The sequence below is a fragment of the Clostridium sp. genome, from assembly GCF_036660475.1.
In the GTDB taxonomy this organism is placed as follows: domain Bacteria; phylum Bacillota; class Clostridia; order Clostridiales; family Clostridiaceae; genus Clostridium_J.
The window spans coordinates 107,835-123,813 of the sequence record NZ_JAVXAO010000009.1 but is presented as its reverse complement, the minus strand read 5'-3'; the positions used below and the strand labels follow the sequence as shown (position 1 = coordinate 123,813).

General features: G+C 31.1%; 13 protein-coding genes. 12 read left to right on the top strand and 1 reads right to left on the bottom strand.

Going from position 1 to position 15,979, the window contains the following annotated elements; all coding sequences use genetic code 11:
* Window positions 1-71: 71 nt before the first annotated feature.
* The 3 genes from RSA29_RS13045 to holA all read left to right on the top strand — a co-directional run bounded on the left by RSA29_RS13045 (window position 72) and on the right by holA (window position 3,805).
* On the top strand, window positions 72-602 hold the full coding sequence (locus tag RSA29_RS13045; protein ID WP_346943885.1) for a hypothetical protein: 531 nt from the start codon (window positions 72-74) through the stop codon (window positions 600-602).
* 208 nt (window positions 603-810) lie between these two features.
* Complete coding sequence (locus RSA29_RS13040; protein ID WP_346943884.1) at window positions 811-2,637, top strand: ComEC/Rec2 family competence protein; 1,827 nt, start codon at window positions 811-813, stop codon at window positions 2,635-2,637.
* A 142-nt stretch (window positions 2,638-2,779) separates the two neighbouring features.
* The gene (gene holA, locus RSA29_RS13035; protein ID WP_346943883.1) at window positions 2,780-3,805 is read left to right on the top strand and encodes a DNA polymerase III subunit delta; all 1,026 of its coding nucleotides are present in this window, start codon (window positions 2,780-2,782) and stop codon (window positions 3,803-3,805) included.
* Between the two features lie 82 nt (window positions 3,806-3,887).
* On the opposite strand, the gene rpsT is transcribed toward holA, so the two are convergent.
* Complete coding sequence (gene rpsT / locus RSA29_RS13030) at window positions 3,888-4,154, bottom strand: 30S ribosomal protein S20 (protein WP_346931892.1); 267 nt, start codon at window positions 4,152-4,154, stop codon at window positions 3,888-3,890.
* 343 nt (window positions 4,155-4,497) lie between these two features.
* Between rpsT and gpr the strand changes: the two genes are divergently transcribed.
* The 9 genes from gpr (at window position 4,498) to dnaJ (ending at window position 15,865) form a co-directional block, all read left to right on the top strand.
* Window positions 4,498-5,520: a GPR endopeptidase gene (gene gpr, locus RSA29_RS13025; protein ID WP_346931934.1), complete on the top strand. Its 1,023-nt coding sequence runs from the start codon at window positions 4,498-4,500 to the stop codon at window positions 5,518-5,520.
* 355 nt (window positions 5,521-5,875) lie between these two features.
* Entirely contained in the window at window positions 5,876-6,901 is a 1,026-nt protein-coding gene (locus RSA29_RS13020) for a stage II sporulation protein P (protein ID WP_346943882.1), read from the top strand.
* A gap of 142 nt (window positions 6,902-7,043) precedes the next feature.
* On the top strand, window positions 7,044-7,319 hold the full coding sequence (locus RSA29_RS13015) for a hypothetical protein (protein ID WP_346943881.1): 276 nt from the start codon (window positions 7,044-7,046) through the stop codon (window positions 7,317-7,319).
* A gap of 312 nt (window positions 7,320-7,631) precedes the next feature.
* Window positions 7,632-9,437 (top strand): translation elongation factor 4, encoded by a 1,806-nt coding sequence (gene lepA / locus RSA29_RS13010; protein WP_346931895.1) that lies wholly within the window; start codon window positions 7,632-7,634, stop codon window positions 9,435-9,437.
* 104 nt (window positions 9,438-9,541) lie between these two features.
* On the top strand, window positions 9,542-10,669 hold the full coding sequence (hemW, locus tag RSA29_RS13005) for a radical SAM family heme chaperone HemW (protein WP_346943880.1): 1,128 nt from the start codon (window positions 9,542-9,544) through the stop codon (window positions 10,667-10,669).
* A gap of 107 nt (window positions 10,670-10,776) precedes the next feature.
* Window positions 10,777-11,811, top strand: coding sequence for a heat-inducible transcriptional repressor HrcA (hrcA, locus tag RSA29_RS13000; RefSeq protein WP_346943911.1), 1,035 nt, complete (start codon window positions 10,777-10,779; stop codon window positions 11,809-11,811).
* 72 nt (window positions 11,812-11,883) lie between these two features.
* Complete coding sequence (gene grpE, locus RSA29_RS12995; protein ID WP_346931897.1) at window positions 11,884-12,504, top strand: nucleotide exchange factor GrpE; 621 nt, start codon at window positions 11,884-11,886, stop codon at window positions 12,502-12,504.
* A 147-nt stretch (window positions 12,505-12,651) separates the two neighbouring features.
* Complete coding sequence (gene dnaK / locus RSA29_RS12990) at window positions 12,652-14,496, top strand: molecular chaperone DnaK (RefSeq protein WP_346943879.1); 1,845 nt, start codon at window positions 12,652-12,654, stop codon at window positions 14,494-14,496.
* Between the two features lie 235 nt (window positions 14,497-14,731).
* Window positions 14,732-15,865 (top strand): molecular chaperone DnaJ, encoded by a 1,134-nt coding sequence (gene dnaJ, locus RSA29_RS12985; protein ID WP_346943878.1) that lies wholly within the window; start codon window positions 14,732-14,734, stop codon window positions 15,863-15,865.
* Window positions 15,866-15,979 lie beyond the last annotated feature (114 nt).

Sequence of the window (15,979 nt, the reverse complement as noted above, 5' to 3'; positions counted from 1 at the left end):
ACTATAAAATAGATTGGTTGCTTAAGGATGTCAGATATGGTACGAATATTATATTGGAGGTGAGTTGAATTATGGACAGTAATGTGTTTATATTGATGATAATAATTCCATTAATATCGGCGGCTATGGGGAGTTGTATATCGGTACTAATAATGAGTAGAGTACTTAAAGAAGAAAGATTAAAATTTCAAAAAGAACATTGTATAAATATTAATAATGAGAAAATAAAAAATTATAAAGAATTATTTGACTTAAATAAAAAGGTTAAGATTTTAGGTGAAAAAATAAAAAACAATACAATACCTAACTGGGTAAATGTAGAGAGTTATTACAGAGATGAATTTATAATGGGGTTTGAAGAATTATTAAATAGCTATAAGTTTATAAATAGCTATATAGAAGATAAAAAAGTAAATAATTATGGAGAAAATGTACTTGTGATATGTCAGATAATATTAACAGAACTAAGAGACCGAGATAATTATGGAAGTGCATCTGAAAAGGTAGACTCTTATGTTGATAAATTAATGGATGCAATTTGTGATATAGAAAAAAATATCTTAATTAGGGTATCAGAGCTATCCAAGGAAAGGTATAAATAAAATGAGAATATAGAATTTTCATGGGGCGTTAGATTAATACATATTCCAATTAAATATTTATAGGAAAAGGTTTGACTGAATTAGTTAATAGTACGGTCAAGCTTTTTATTTTTAAAAAACAGCAAACAATTCTACAAGGATTATTTTTTAAAAGCAAGCTTGAAAAAATTAAAGTAATTTTAGGGGGATTGAATTACAATATTATACCATGGCTATAATATATTTGGGTGATGTTATGGATAGGCCGATGGTTCAGTTATATCTAGGAGTACTCTTCGGGGCTATAGTATATTTTAGCTATAGTTATATGGGGGTCGTACCTGCTGTATTATTAGGATTAGTATATATAATTTTATTGAAAAAGGATTTTAAGCCTTATTTAACCCTAGTTATAATAGGGTTTTTCTTGTTGTCCTTTATTAACTGTCATATATACTTTAATGGAATAGAGCCTTCAAATTATTTAGAATGTAGAGTTCTTGAGGCAAGAAAAGGATATTATATAGGCAGTTATAATAATAGAAAATTAAAGATATTTGTAAAAGATGATAAAATTCAAGTAGGAAGAAAATATATTTTGAAAGGTAACTTTAATAGTAATGTTGATTATGAAAGAGGAATTATAGGAGATTATATAGCTTCAGAGTATGAACCATTAAAGGAAGATTTGATTTACAAGGGATATAAGTTAAAAGAAAATTTATATGAGAAGCTCGTGAAAGCAACGGATGATGACGGAGCTGCAATTATATTAGGGGTAAGTGCTGGAGATGCGAGCCATATCGATTATGATAAAAGAGAAGAATTTAACGTTTTAGGGATAACACATATAATAAGCGTATCAGGACTTCATGTTTCAGTGATATACCAAGTGCTTCAAGGAATTATAGGATATAAATTATCGCTTATAGTTTTATTTTTCTATGTAATTTTTACCGGTGGGGAAGCTTCCACCGTGAGGTCATTTATAATGATAGTATTGCTTGTGTTAAGTACTAAGGTAAGAAAGAAGTATGAGGGGATTTCATCCTTGGCCTTTGCAGCTTTTATCTTGCTGATTATAAAGCCTTATTACATATTAGATTTGGGATACACCCTTAGCTTTTTATCGGTACTTGGATTATTTTTATTAAATAAGAAAATAAGAAGATGGCTTTATAAATTACCAGATATAATAGGAGAGTCTCTAAGTTTAAGCATTAGCTCTCTAGTATTTACAACTCCATATATCATCCTTAGGTTTAATTCGGTAAGCCTTGGGGGGCTAATTTCCAACATGCTGCTGATACCTTTTTATACATTTTTAGTAGTATTGGGAAACCTATTACTTATATTTATAAACATTCCAATAGTATTTAATTTCATAGCAATGATGTTAAATCCCATATTGTTAATAATAAGAACTATAGAGGCTATGCTTATTAATATTATACCCACGCCAATTTCATTTACATACATAGAAGGTATTATCATATTATTCTTGTATTTGGGTTATTTTCTTATAAAAAAAGGCGTAAATTCACTTAAATATCTACCAATAGCTTTGATGATTTTAGTAATTAAGGAACAGTATATAATTTTTCCAGAGATAAATTTTATAGCAGGTAAAAATGTAGATATAGTACACATTAATTATAAGAATAGAAATATAATGATAAGCCCGGAGAAGGTAAAACTTAAATATGTGTATGAGGATTATGGGGATATTGATAGGATATATGATGAGTTTCAAGATGAGATTAGTATAGATTTAAGTGAAAATCAGTCTTTAGATGTTAAGGTTAATGGTGGCATAATGTCAGTAAATCTTAAATACAAAGAATCAGTTACGAAAATCAACATAGATAGAAATATATCTAAAGAAAACTCTAAAGATGAAGAAGCTATTTGTTGTAGTCTTAATGAATATAATCTAGAAGATAAAAATTATGATATAATAAACCTCGTAAGAAGAAAAGATAGTATTAAATTAGGACGATATTATGAAAGTTATAAGATTATTAATGGTAAAGTATATCATAACTATATACATTAAGTTATTCTAATTGGGAATTATGAATTATGAATTAAGAATTAAGAATTAAGAATTAAGAATTAAGAATTAAAGATTTAAGTTAAGTGCTTTAACGATTTTTAAAAAGTATATCTTAATATATCTATGAGCGGAGGAAACTATAGTGATAACCTTAGAGCAATTTGAAAAAGATTTAAAACAAAACAATCTGAAAAACTGTTATGTGTTTTGTGGTTCTGATGAGGGACTTATAAAAGCAAATATTAAAAGAATAAAGGACCTTAAAATCGATGAAACCTTTGCTGATTTTAACTTCAATAGAATCGAAGGAGATAAATTAAGTGTAGATGCTTTGATTAACAATTGCGAAACTATACCGTTCATGGCGGAAAATAGAATGGTTGAAATATATAGAGCAAATTTCCTTAAAGACGGTAAGAAGGAAGACAAGAGTAAGGATATAGATGAACTAAGGGACTATTTAAAAACAATACCACCCTATACTACATTAGTAATGTACTATGTATTTGAAGATGATAGAGAAAAGCAGAGCAATAAGCTTAGGAAGTTACAAAATGTGTGCGAAATAGTAAAGGTAGACAAGTTGAAAGGGCAGGGATTTCAAAGTAAGGTTAAATCTATATTTGAAGAAAAAGGTAAAGATATAGGGAAAAGTGAACTTGGATATTTTTGCTCTATTATTGAGAATAATATGAGTATAGTTAATAATGAAATAGAAAAATTGATTTTATATACAGGAAGTAGAGCGATAACTAAAGAGGATATAGTAAAAATGGCTCCCTATGAGAAGGAGAGTGATATATTTAATTTAGTATCATATCTGTCTGAAAGAAATATAAAGGGTGCTATAGATACCTTGAACCAACTAGTTTATAGGGGTGAAAAGCCACCAAAGATACTATCTATGATAGAACGTCAATTTAAACTGTTATTTGCTATAAGAGTGAAGGTTGGAAATGGTGCAAAGAAGGAAGCCATAGTGAAGGAATATAATTTAAATCCTTATATTGCCGATAAAATGATAGTGCAAAGCAAGAAATTCTCAGAAAAGGCACTAAGGAAAAGTCTGGAATTATGCCTTGATACGGAAGTGGAAATCAAAAGTAAATCTGTGGATAGTAAAAATGCCATTGAAATGCTAATGGTTAGAACAATGATGACAAGATAAGTATAGATAAATTGAAAATAAATAAACAAATAATAAATAAATGCAAAAAAACAAATAACCGGTGAAATCACCGGTTTATTTATTAAGCAGATAATGCGTTTAACTTAACTGCTAATCTTGATTTTTTCTTAGCGGCTTTGTTTCTATGTATTATCCCTTTAGAAGCAGCCATATCAAGTGCTTTAACTACTGATTTGAAATTTTCTTGTGCTAAAGTAACATCGTTAGATGCTAGTGCAGTTTCAAATTTCTTTATAGTTGTTTTAAGAGAAGACTTTATCATAGTGTTTTGCATTGTCTTAGCTTGAGTAACTTTAATTCTTTTTTTAGCTGACTTAATGTTTGCCATTATTAATTCACCCCCTTGTAGTTTTATCATATCTCACAGCAGCTTTGGGGAAGTCTGCGTACGAGTTTCATATAACAAAAGCTATTATAACATTAAATTATATGTACTTCAAGTAGAAATTACCTTTAACATTATTAATAATTTAATTGACGAAAAAGGCATATTCAAAAATAATAAGTCAGTATCCTTCGTATCTTTAACTTATTATTTATTTTCAGATGCCTAATGCGGTATATGAAAAAGAATTTAGGAAAAGATAAGTTTATGAAATTACAAATATAGTAGGTTTGTAATAAAATCCTAAAGATGAGGTGTAATAATGAGTGATAAAAATAGGGATAAAATGAGAAATATTCAGGAGGAATATGAAAAAAGTCAAGCTGAAGAAATAGAGTATAGCGTTAGAACTGACTTAGCAGTAGAAGCTAGAGAAATCTATGGAGAAAATAGTGATGAGGAAATATCAGGAATTGAATCTGAAGAATATATAGATAACAATGTGAGAGTATCTTGGGTTAAAATTGTAAATGACAGAGCCGCAAAAATTATAGGGAAACCTATTGGACAGTATGTAACCTTAGAATTTCCGGAGTTTGTTTATTATGATGGGCAAAGAATAATTGATGTAAGTGAAGTTATGTCTAAGGAGTTAACAAAACTTGTAGACTTACAGGAGGATATGACAGCTTTAGTTGTGGGGCTAGGTAACTGGAATATAACTCCAGATGCAGTAGGACCGAAAGTGGTCTCTAAGATAATGGTTAGTAGGCATTTAAAAGAATATGTACCAGATGATATAGATGAAGGTATTAGACCAGTTTGTGCCATAGCTCCAGGAGTTTTAGGTCTTACGGGTATGGAGACTAGCGAAATTATAAAGGGGATAGTTGAGAAGGTAAAACCTAGTTTAGTAATCTGTATAGATGCCCTTGCATCAAGAAGAACCCAGAGAGTTAACAGGACAATTCAAATTGGAAATACAGGAATATCACCTGGGGCTGGAGTTGGAAATAGAAGGCTAGAGCTAAGTGAAAAAACCTTAGGAGTTCCTGTGATTGCTATAGGCGTACCAACAGTAGTAGATGCAGGTACAATTGCAAATGATACGATTGACTTAGTACTAGATAATTTAATAAAGTCATCTACTAAAGGAAGTGCATTTTATAATATGCTAAAGGATGTAGATAAAGATGAAAAGCAAGCTCTTATTAGAGAAGTTTTAGACCCATCCTTAGGCGGTATGGTAGTGACACCTAAAGATATTGATAAGGTTATAGAAAGTGTATCTAAGATAATTGCAAATGGTATAAATATATCCCTTCAGCCAGCACTTACCTTAGATGATATAAATACCTACCTAAATTAACTAAGATATCTGAAATTAATTTAGGTATCTCAAAATAAGGATAAAAAGAACATTATTATTAGATTGATAATTGTTATTTTTAATCCTTTTTTTAATGTATAAAAAGTATAGAATTTTTCGAATATGGAATCAGACCATATCAATGTTTTTATGTTTTTATGTTCTTAGACATATGTAGCCTTAGGGCCAACAAGGTTTGAGGCCTCTAGGGAAAATGCTAATTTCAGTGCCGTTTTTAATTAAAACTGTAATAAATTTAATATACCTCTCATATATATGTTCTAATTTAAATTATAAATTTTGAATTTTGAATTTTAAATTATCAATTCATATGAATCTAACTGGAGGGGATAAATTGAAAAATAAAAGAACGATAGGCTTTGGTAAGCATTGTACAAGAAGTATACTAGCAATAGTAGCAATAACCATGGTAATATCTATAATGATTTCTACGGGAGCTGTTGCCCAGGATAATGAAGCATACAAAAATGCAGAAATAAGTAGCTTTTTCAGAAAACTTATAGGTAATAATGTGAGTACGTTTAGAGAAGAGAAAAATGATGATGATACAAAGTTTATGGGGAATTTTACATTGAATCCTTTGGATATAGTAAAAAGAGAAATAAGTTTCTTAGATGAAGGAAATATTAAGAATAAAGAGACCGTGGATAAGGTTAAAGATCATGCAAATATAGTTAAAAATATAGCTATAAATCCATTTGAATTAAAAGATACAGATATAAATAAAGTGGAAAAAATTGTAGAAATAATAGGGAACCCAACTGATAATTCTAAAAAGAAAATCCTTATATATCACACACATACTAATGAAGCATATGCAGAGGGGAATAATGGATTATCAACTACAGTAGCAGCGGTTGGTGATGTTCTAACTGAAGAGCTTCAGGCACTAGGATTTACAGTAGTACATGACAAAACAGTACATGATAAGGCAGATTATAATAGAGCCTATGAAAAATCTCGGGAAACACTAAGCAATCACCTTAATGCTTATGGTGATTTTGACCTCATAATAGATATGCACAGAGATTCAGGGCCTGCAAAGGAAAATGTAACTTCAACTTTAGAAAATCAATCAGTGGCTAAATTGATGTTTGTTACCGCAGAAGAAGATCCAAGATATGAAGCCCACATAAAAAATCTAAACTCTATTATAGATATATCAAATGAGGTATATCCAGGCCTATTTAGAGGGAAAAGTATTTATACTTATCAGAGGGGGATATTATTTTATAGTCAAGACTTAAGTGATAATGCAGTACTACTAGAAGTTGGAGCTAATGTTAATGAATTGGAGGAAGCTAAAAACTCCATGAAATACATGAGTAAAGTATTTGCAAAATATTTAAATACGAAATAAATTAAGAGTCCTAATTACGTATAAAATATAAGAAAGAAGTACATCATTTAGTGTGAGGTACTTCTTGTCATGTAAAGACACTCCAAATTTCATATTTGGTAAGTAGAAGTTTCTTTATTTTAATGTAGAGAGGAAAATTAGGATGGTAGATTCAAGAACAATAGGTAAAAGTGTAACTAAGATTGTAGTTGTTTTTTCTTTAATATTTTTGATATATGGCGTATTGAGAGTTAATATAACATTGCCAGAGGTTGTAAGGCAAAATTCTAGCTTTCATGTTACTTATAGTAAAGAACCATTAGATATTACAATGAAGGTGGCTGGGTTTAATATAAGTTTCAAGGGAGAGTCATTTATTAATTTTATAAAAGGGATATCTGTAATAGGCGATGCTATTGAGGAATTGATTGGGAATTGAAAATTATAAATTAAAAATTAAGGATTTAGAATTTCATATTAGAAAGCAAATAGAATTTAGAATTTAAAATTCAGCAATATATATTAATACAACATTATTGACAATCAGCCTTCATATTGTGGTATAATTTATTTTGATTTATTTATAACATAGATAATAATAATAAATAACTTCAATTAGTAAAATAATAGATTAAATAAGGTGTAAGTACACCATGAAAATTATTGAAATCTTTCATAGAAAATTGAGTTAATAGATATTAATCTGGAGAATTAGTGAATAATTAATATATAAATTTACGGGGGTAATTTGATGCAAACTAACAGACAAAAACACATAAGGAATTTCTCTATAGTAGCACACATAGACCATGGTAAGTCAACTTTGGCGGATAGACTACTTGAAAAGACTGGTACATTAACTGCCAGAGAGATGGAAGCCCAAGTACTAGATAATATGGAGCTTGAGAGAGAAAGAGGAATTACAATCAAGGCTCAGGCAGCTAGACTGATATATAAAACTGAAGAGGGTGAGGAGTACATATTAAATCTTATAGATACTCCAGGACATGTAGACTTTAACTATGAGGTATCAAGAAGCTTAGCAGCTTGTGAAGGAGCAATACTAGTTGTAGATGCCACTCAAGGAATACAAGCACAAACGCTTGCTAACTGTTATTTAGCCTTAGATCATGATTTAGAAATAGCTCCAGTTATAAACAAGATAGACCTTCAAAGTGCAAGACCACAAGAGGTTATAAAAGAAATTGAGGATGTTATTGGAATTCCGGCTCATGATGCACCGCTAATATCTGCAAAAACAGGATTAAACATAGAAGATGTAATAAAGTCAGTTATAGAAAAAATTCCAGCACCAACTGGAGATGAAGAAGCTCCATTAAAAGCTCTAATATTTGATTCTTACTATGATACATATAAAGGTGTAGTAACATACATAAGAGTATTTGATGGAGTTGTAAAACCAGGAACTAAAATTAAGTTAATGAATACTAAGAAGGTATATGATGTAACAGAGGTAGGCGTATTTACTCCAGGTCCATTAAAGGTAGAAGAGCTTAGAGCAGGGGATGTTGGATACCTAAGTGCAGCAATTAGAAATGTTAAAGATGCTAGAGCTGGGGATACGATTACAGAAGCAAATAGACCAGCAGAGGTAGCTTTAGAGGGATATAGACCTGCAGTACCAATGGTATTTAGTGGTATATACCCAATAGATGGAGCTAAGTATGAGAATCTAAAAGAAGCTTTAGAAAAGCTACAATTAAACGATGCTGCTTTATCTTTTGAACCAGAGACTTCTATAGCCTTAGGATTTGGATTTAGATGCGGATTCCTAGGACTACTTCATATGGAGATAATTCAAGAGAGAATAGAGAGAGAATTTAATCTTGATATTATAACTACAGCACCATCAGTTATATATAAAGTAATGAGAAATGATGGTGAACTTTTAGAGATAACAAACCCAACAAATCTTCCAGATCCAACAGAAATTGCATACATGGAAGAGCCGGAAGTAAAGGCGTCAATAATTGCACCATCAGAATATGTTGGAACAGTTATGGAATTATGCCAAGAAAAAAGAGGGAATTTCATCGATATGCAATATATCGAGGAGACTAGAGTTGTAATTAACTATGATATTCCTCTAAACGAGATAGTTTATGATTTCTTTGATGCATTAAAGTCAAGAACTAGAGGGTATGCATCCTTTGATTATGAGCTTAAGGGATATAAGAGAACTCAGCTTGTTAAGCTTGATATATTACTTAATGGAGATATAGTTGATGCGCTATCTATGATAGTGCCAGCAGATAGAGCATATCATAGAGGTAGATCTATGGTAGAGAAACTTAAAGAAATAATTCCAAGACAGATGTTTGAGATTCCAATTCAAGCAGCTATAGGAGCTAAAATAATAGCTAGAGAAACCGTAAAAGCAATGAGAAAAGACGTACTTGCTAAATGTTATGGTGGAGATATATCAAGAAAGAAAAAACTTCTTGAAAAGCAAAAAGAGGGTAAGAAAAGAATGAGACAAGTTGGAAGTGTTGAAGTTCCACAAGAAGCATTTATGGCAGTGTTAAAAGTAGACTAGATTTTAAATTATAAATTATAATTTAAGGTGTGTAGTTGAAGATTAAAGATTAAAGATTAAAGATTAAAGATTATAAATTTAAAGGGAAAATAAGGAGAAATTAAATGAAAGCAGTAGGGTTATACATTCATATTCCATTTTGTAAGATGAAGTGTCATTACTGTGATTTTCCTTCCTTTGGTGGTAAAGATGACTTAATGGTTGAGTATGCAAAAGCCTTAAGTGAAGAAATAGAAATTTCATGCCACGGAAAACTTATAAGCACAATATTTATAGGTGGGGGAACTCCCACCTATTTGTGTTTAGATGGATGGAAAATTATAGCAGAAACTATCAGTAAATTAGATGTAGTAGATAAAGGGTTTGAGTTCACTGTAGAAGGAAATCCAAAGACGTTTAATGAGGAGCAGCTAAATATATTTAAAGATATGGGAGTAAATAGAATCTCAATGGGACTTCAAGCAGTTCAAAAATGTCATTTGCAGACGCTTGGAAGAATACATTCTTTAGATGATTTTAAAAATAGTTATAATATGTTGAGGAAAGCAGGATTCGACAATGTTAATGTAGATTTAATGTTTGGGCTTCCTAGTCAAACATTGTCACAATGGAAGGAAACTTTGAAAACCGTTGTAGAATTAAAGCCAGAGCATCTATCTTGTTATAGCTTGATTATTGAAGAAGGAACTAAATTTTTTGAGTTATATGAAAAGGATAAACTTGTGCTGCCGAATGAAGACGTAGAAAGGGATATGTATGCATATTGTATAGAATTTTTAAATGAATGTGGATACAAACAATATGAAATATCTAATTTCGCTAAAAATGGATTAGAGTGCAAACATAATAAAATTTATTGGGATTTAGAAAATTATATTGGATGTGGTTCATCATCCCATTCCTACATAGATGGAATTAGGTATAGAAATGAAGAAAAAATAGAAACATATATAATGGACATGAAAAATAAAAAAACAGCATCTGTTGAAAAATATAAAAATTTAGAAAAAGATGATATTGAAGAGTTTATTTTCTTGGGGCTTAGAAAAATTGAGGGTATAGATTTAGAGGCTTTTAAAGAACGATTTGGAATATCTATATATGACAAGTATGACAAGGTTATATCAAAGTATATAAGTCTTGAGTTGTTGAGGGTTGAAAATAATAAAATGACTTTGACAACTAGAGGGATAGAATTAAGTAATCAGGTTATGTCAGAATTTATTTTGTAAATAATTTATGAATGTTATTGACATGAGATATAATAAGTGATATTTTTTAAATATAGTCATTAGCACTCGATGATAGTGAGTGCTAACAAAGAGGTGATGAGATGGATATGGATGAAAGAAAAATAAAAATCTTGCAGGCTATTATAAATGATTATATAACTTATGGTGAGCCTGTAGGTTCAAGAACCATATCTAAGAAGTATGACTTAGGAATAAGTTCAGCAACAATCAGGAATGAAATGGCTGATCTTGAAGAGATGGGATTTCTAGAACAATTACACTCATCATCTGGAAGGCGCCCTTCAGATAAAGGGTATAGACTATATGTAGATAGACTTATGAGTCCTACAAGTCTTACAGAAGAAGAGCATGAATCTATAAAGCATGATATAAAAGAAATATCACTTAGTGAAGTAGACAGTATCGTTAAAGGTGCCATAGACGTTCTATCAAACATTACGATGTTAACTTCAGTGCTAAAGGTTGCACCAGTAAAAAAATCTAGTATAAAGTATATAAAATTATTAGCCATAGAAAAGTATATTATTTTATCTACTATAATAACTGACAATGGTAATATTAAAAATAATACCATAAGAGTAACAAATCCAGTAGATGATAATAGATTAATAAATGTGAATAATACTTTAAACAAGTTGCTGGTGGGGATTAGCATAGAACAAATAACTTTAGATTTCTTAGTAAATCTTAAAAGTGAGTTATATGGATATGAAGAAATATTTGATAGTATAATTCCAGTGCTTCATGAAACTTTAGTTGCTGGAAATACTAGTGAAATTTACACAAAAGGTGCCACAAATATATTTAACTATCCTGAATATAATAATATTGATAAGGCTAAAGCTTTTTTAGGACTTGTGAATAATCAAGAAAATCTAAATGAAATTTTAAGCAAAGGAAGTAAAGAACCTATATACATAAGTATAGGGGAAGAAAACTTTGTGGAATGTGCTAAAGAATGTAGCATAATAACAGCAAGTTACAGTTGTAATGGTCGCATAATGGGAACTATAGGTGTTATTGGACCTACAAGGATTCACTATGATAAGGTTGTAGCGGTTCTTAATACTGTTGTTAAAGAAATCGACAAAAACATATCGAAAATATATGATCCATATTAACATAAGATTTTATATGGATAATTATATATATATTTTAAAACATTATAAGTATATAGATGGGAGGAGAGTTCATTGCAAAACAACATGGAAGATAAAAATAGCCCTGATTTAGAATCAGTGGAAGCCGATGTAAATGAAATTTTAGAAAATGAGACTTCTGAAAAAACTCAGTGTGAGTGTGATGAAACACCTTGTGATGATAAGGTAGATGAGGAAGAGGAAATAGAAGATGAGATGAAGATGTTTAAAAATCGCAAAGCTGAAATAAAAGAGCTTAAAGAGGAAAACGAATGTCTAAAAGATAAATTATTAAGAACTATAGCAGAGTATGATAACTTTAGAAAAAGAACTATAAAAGAAAAAGAAGGTATTTATGCAGATGCTTGTGGTCACGTACTAAAAGAAATGTTACCAGTTTTAGATAACCTAGAAAGAGCTCTTACTATTGAAGGCAGTAGTGAAGATCTAAAGAAGGGTGTTGAACTAACGGTTAACCAATTCAAAGGTTCTTTAGAAAAATTAGGCGTTGAAGAAATTGCAACAGATGGAGACTTTGATCCAAACTTCCACAATGCAGTTATGCATGTAGAAGATGAAAATGTTGGAAAAAACCAAGTGGTAGAAGTATTCCAAAAGGGATACAAAAAAGATAGCAAAGTATTAAGACATAGTATGGTAAGAGTGGCTAATTAATTTAGAATTATAAATTATGAATTTAAGATAAAATTGATTAGAATCTGTATATACTTTATAGAAAACATTTTGTATATAAAAACAATAAAAATTAAAATAATAAAAAGTAAAATAATAAAATAATTTGATTATTAGGAGGAAATTATAATGGCAAAAATAATAGGAATTGACTTAGGAACAACAAATTCATGTGTATCAGTTATGGAAGGTGGAGACCCAGTTATAATACCAAACGCAGAAGGCGCTAGAACTACTCCATCAGTAGTATCTTTCCTTGCAGACGGAGAAAGACTAGTTGGGCAAGTTGCAAAAAGACAAGCAATTACAAACCCAGATAAAACTATAATGTCAATAAAAAGAGAAATGGGAACAAATCACAAAGTTAGTATAGATGACAAGCAATATACTCCACAAGAAATATCAGCAATGATACTTCAAAAATTAAAAGCAGATGCAGAAGCTTACTTAGGTGAAACAGTTACAGAAGCAGTTATAACAGTACCTGCATACTTTAATGATAGCCAAAGACAAGCAACTAAAGACGCTGGAAGAATAGCTGGTCTTGATGTTAAGAGAATTATCAACGAGCCAACTGCAGCTTCACTTGCTTATGGTCTTGATAAAATGGATACAAACCAAAAAATATTTGTTTATGACCTTGGTGGTGGTACTTTCGACGTATCTATCCTAGAGCTTGGAGATGGAGTTTTCGAAGTTAAGTCTACAAATGGAGATACTAAACTAGGTGGAGATGATTTTGACGAGAAAATCATGAACTATATAGCTGAAACATTCAAAGCTTCAAATGGAATTGATTTAAGAAATGACAAAATGGCTCTTCAAAGATTAAAAGAAGCAGCTGAGAAAACTAAAATTGAGTTATCATCATCTACTCAATCAAATATCAACTTACCATTTATAACAGCTGATGCTACAGGTCCAAAACACATAGAAATGAACTTAACAAGAGCTAAATTTAATGAATTAACTAATGATTTAGTTCAAAGAACAATAGAGCCAATGAGAAAAGCTCTTAGTGATGCAGGACTTTCAATCGGAGAAATAGATAAAGTAGTTCTAGTTGGTGGATCTACAAGAATACCAGCTGTAGTTGATGCAGTTAAAAGCTTTACAGGAAAAGATCCATCAAAAGGTGTTAACCCAGATGAGTGTGTTGCAGCAGGAGCAGCTATTCAAGGTGGAGTATTAACTGGAGATGTTAAAGATGTATTACTTCTTGACGTTACACCATTAACTCTAGGAATTGAAACTTTAGGTGGAGTTGCTACTCCATTAATCGAAAGAAACACAACAATTCCAAGCAAGAAAAGTCAAGTATTCTCAACTGCAGCAGATGGTCAAACATCAGTTGAAATCAATATAGTTCAAGGTGAGAGACAAATGGCAGCTGACAACAAAGGTTTAGGAAGATTTACTCTTTCTGGAATCGCATCAGCTCCAAGAGGAATACCTCAAATTGAAGTTACTTTTGATATAGATGCTAACGGTATAGTTAAAGTTTCAGCAAAAGACAAAGGAACAGGAAAAGAAGCTAATATAACTATTACAGCATCAACTAACTTAAGTGATGATGAAATCCAAAAGGCAGTAAATGAAGCAGAGAGATTTGCAGAAGAAGATAAAAAGAGAAAAGAAGCAATAGAAGCTAAAAACACTGCAGATCAAATGGTTTATCAAACAGAAAAATCATTAACAGATCTTGGAGAAAAAGTTTCAGCAGAAGATAAAGTTAAAATAGAAGAAAAAATAGCAGCTTTAAAATCAGTTAAAGATGGAGAAGATATAGAAGCTATTAAGAAAGCTACAGAAGAATTAACACAAGAATTCTATGCTGTATCTTCAAAAGTTTATGCTGCAGAGGGCGGACAGCCAGGAGCAGAAGGATTTGATCCAAACAACATGGGTGGAGCGGGAGCAGAGCAAGCACCACATGATGATAATGTTGTAGATGCTGACTTTAAAGTAGACTAATCTAATTAATTTTTTAAAATTTAGATAGTGGAATTACTTCTTAGCAATTAGTGAGAAGTAAAAGTGTTAGAAATAAAATACCATTAAGGGGTGACGTAAAAATCATCCCTTAATTTAGAGTTAATGAATAATACATATGTTAAGATTCCAATTATTGCAACTTAGCGAATGGTTGAAATTATATTCAGGATGTTTTAATATATAAACGAAGTAAAATAGGTGGTGAATTTTTAATATGGCAAGTAAAGATTATTATGAAGTCCTTGGAATAGATAAAAATGCAAGTGATGAAGAAATTAAAAAAGCATTTAAAAAGGCGGCTCTAAAGCATCATCCAGATAGAAATCAAGGAGATGAAGGAGCAGAAGAAAAGTTTAAAGAAGTAAATGAGGCATATCAAGTTCTATCAGATGCTGAGAAAAAGCAGAGATACGATCAATATGGTACAACTGATTTCAATGGTTCACAAGGATTTGATGGTTTTGACTTCGGTGGAGGTTTTGGAGGATTTGGTGACATATTTGGTGATATATTTGGTGGGGGATTTGGATCTTCAGCTAATAAAAATGGACCAAGAAAAGGTGCCGATCTTGAATATAACTTAAATTTAACTTTTGAAGAAGCTGTATTTGGTTGTGAAAAAGAAATTAAAGTTACAAGAAAAGAAAAATGTGAAACATGTGGGGGTAGTGGAGCTAAAGAGGGAACCACTGCTAAAACTTGTTCTAAGTGTAACGGAAGAGGTAAGATTCAAGTTCAAAGAAGAACACCTCTTGGCGTAATTGCAACAACAGCTACATGTGATGCTTGTGGTGGTAAGGGTTCAACTATAGATGCCCCATGTACAACGTGTAGAGGAACAGGAAAAGAAAGAAAAACTAGAAATCTTACAATAAATGTTCCAGCAGGAGTAGATAGTGGGAATGTAATGCCATTAAGAGGACAAGGCGAAGTAGGAGAAAATGGAGGTCCATCAGGAGATCTTTATGTAAATATTAGAGTTGCTTCACATAGTACATTTAAGCGTAATGGTTTTGATATTCATATGGAGACACATGTATCCTTTGCAAGTGCAACCCTTGGAACAGATATAAAGGTTCCAACAGTAGATGGGGATGTTACCTATAAGGTGCCAGCGGGAACTCAACCAGGAACAGTATTTAGATTAAAAGCTAAAGGTGTTCCAAGAGTAAACTCAGCGGGTAGAGGGGATCACTACGTTAAAGTAATAGTAGATGTTCCAAAATCTTTAAATGAAAAGCAAGAGGAAGCGCTAAAAGTATTTATGGAAGCTTGTGGTGAAATTCCAGAAGATGGTGTAAATACAGATAAAAAAAAGCATAAAAAAGGCTTGTTCAATAGAGATTAATTAAAGAAATTGCTTCAGACTATCCTGATTTGATGGGGGATAAATAGTCATGAGGCAATTTTTATTTATATAAAATTTTAAATTTAGACAAGTTTCGTTTAAACATCAATTAGT

Excerpts from the sequence above, each read along its gene's own strand:
- RSA29_RS13040 (WP_346943884.1), top strand. The coding sequence starts at position 811 with ATGGCTATAATATATTTGGGTGATGTTATGGATAGGCCGATGGTTCAG.
- hemW (WP_346943880.1), top strand. The coding sequence starts at position 9,542 with ATGAAAGCAGTAGGGTTATACATTCATATTCCATTTTGTAAGATGAAG.
- lepA (WP_346931895.1), top strand. The coding sequence starts at position 7,632 with ATGCAAACTAACAGACAAAAACACATAAGGAATTTCTCTATAGTAGCA.
- RSA29_RS13045 (WP_346943885.1), top strand. The coding sequence starts at position 72 with ATGGACAGTAATGTGTTTATATTGATGATAATAATTCCATTAATATCG.
- dnaJ (WP_346943878.1), top strand. The coding sequence starts at position 14,732 with ATGGCAAGTAAAGATTATTATGAAGTCCTTGGAATAGATAAAAATGCA.
- rpsT (WP_346931892.1), bottom strand. The coding sequence starts at position 4,154 with ATGGCAAACATTAAGTCAGCTAAAAAAAGAATTAAAGTTACTCAAGCT.
- hrcA (WP_346943911.1), top strand. The coding sequence starts at position 10,777 with ATGGATGAAAGAAAAATAAAAATCTTGCAGGCTATTATAAATGATTAT.
- gpr (WP_346931934.1), top strand. The coding sequence starts at position 4,498 with ATGAGAAATATTCAGGAGGAATATGAAAAAAGTCAAGCTGAAGAAATA.
- RSA29_RS13015 (WP_346943881.1), top strand. The coding sequence starts at position 7,044 with ATGGTAGATTCAAGAACAATAGGTAAAAGTGTAACTAAGATTGTAGTT.
- dnaK (WP_346943879.1), top strand. The coding sequence starts at position 12,652 with ATGGCAAAAATAATAGGAATTGACTTAGGAACAACAAATTCATGTGTA.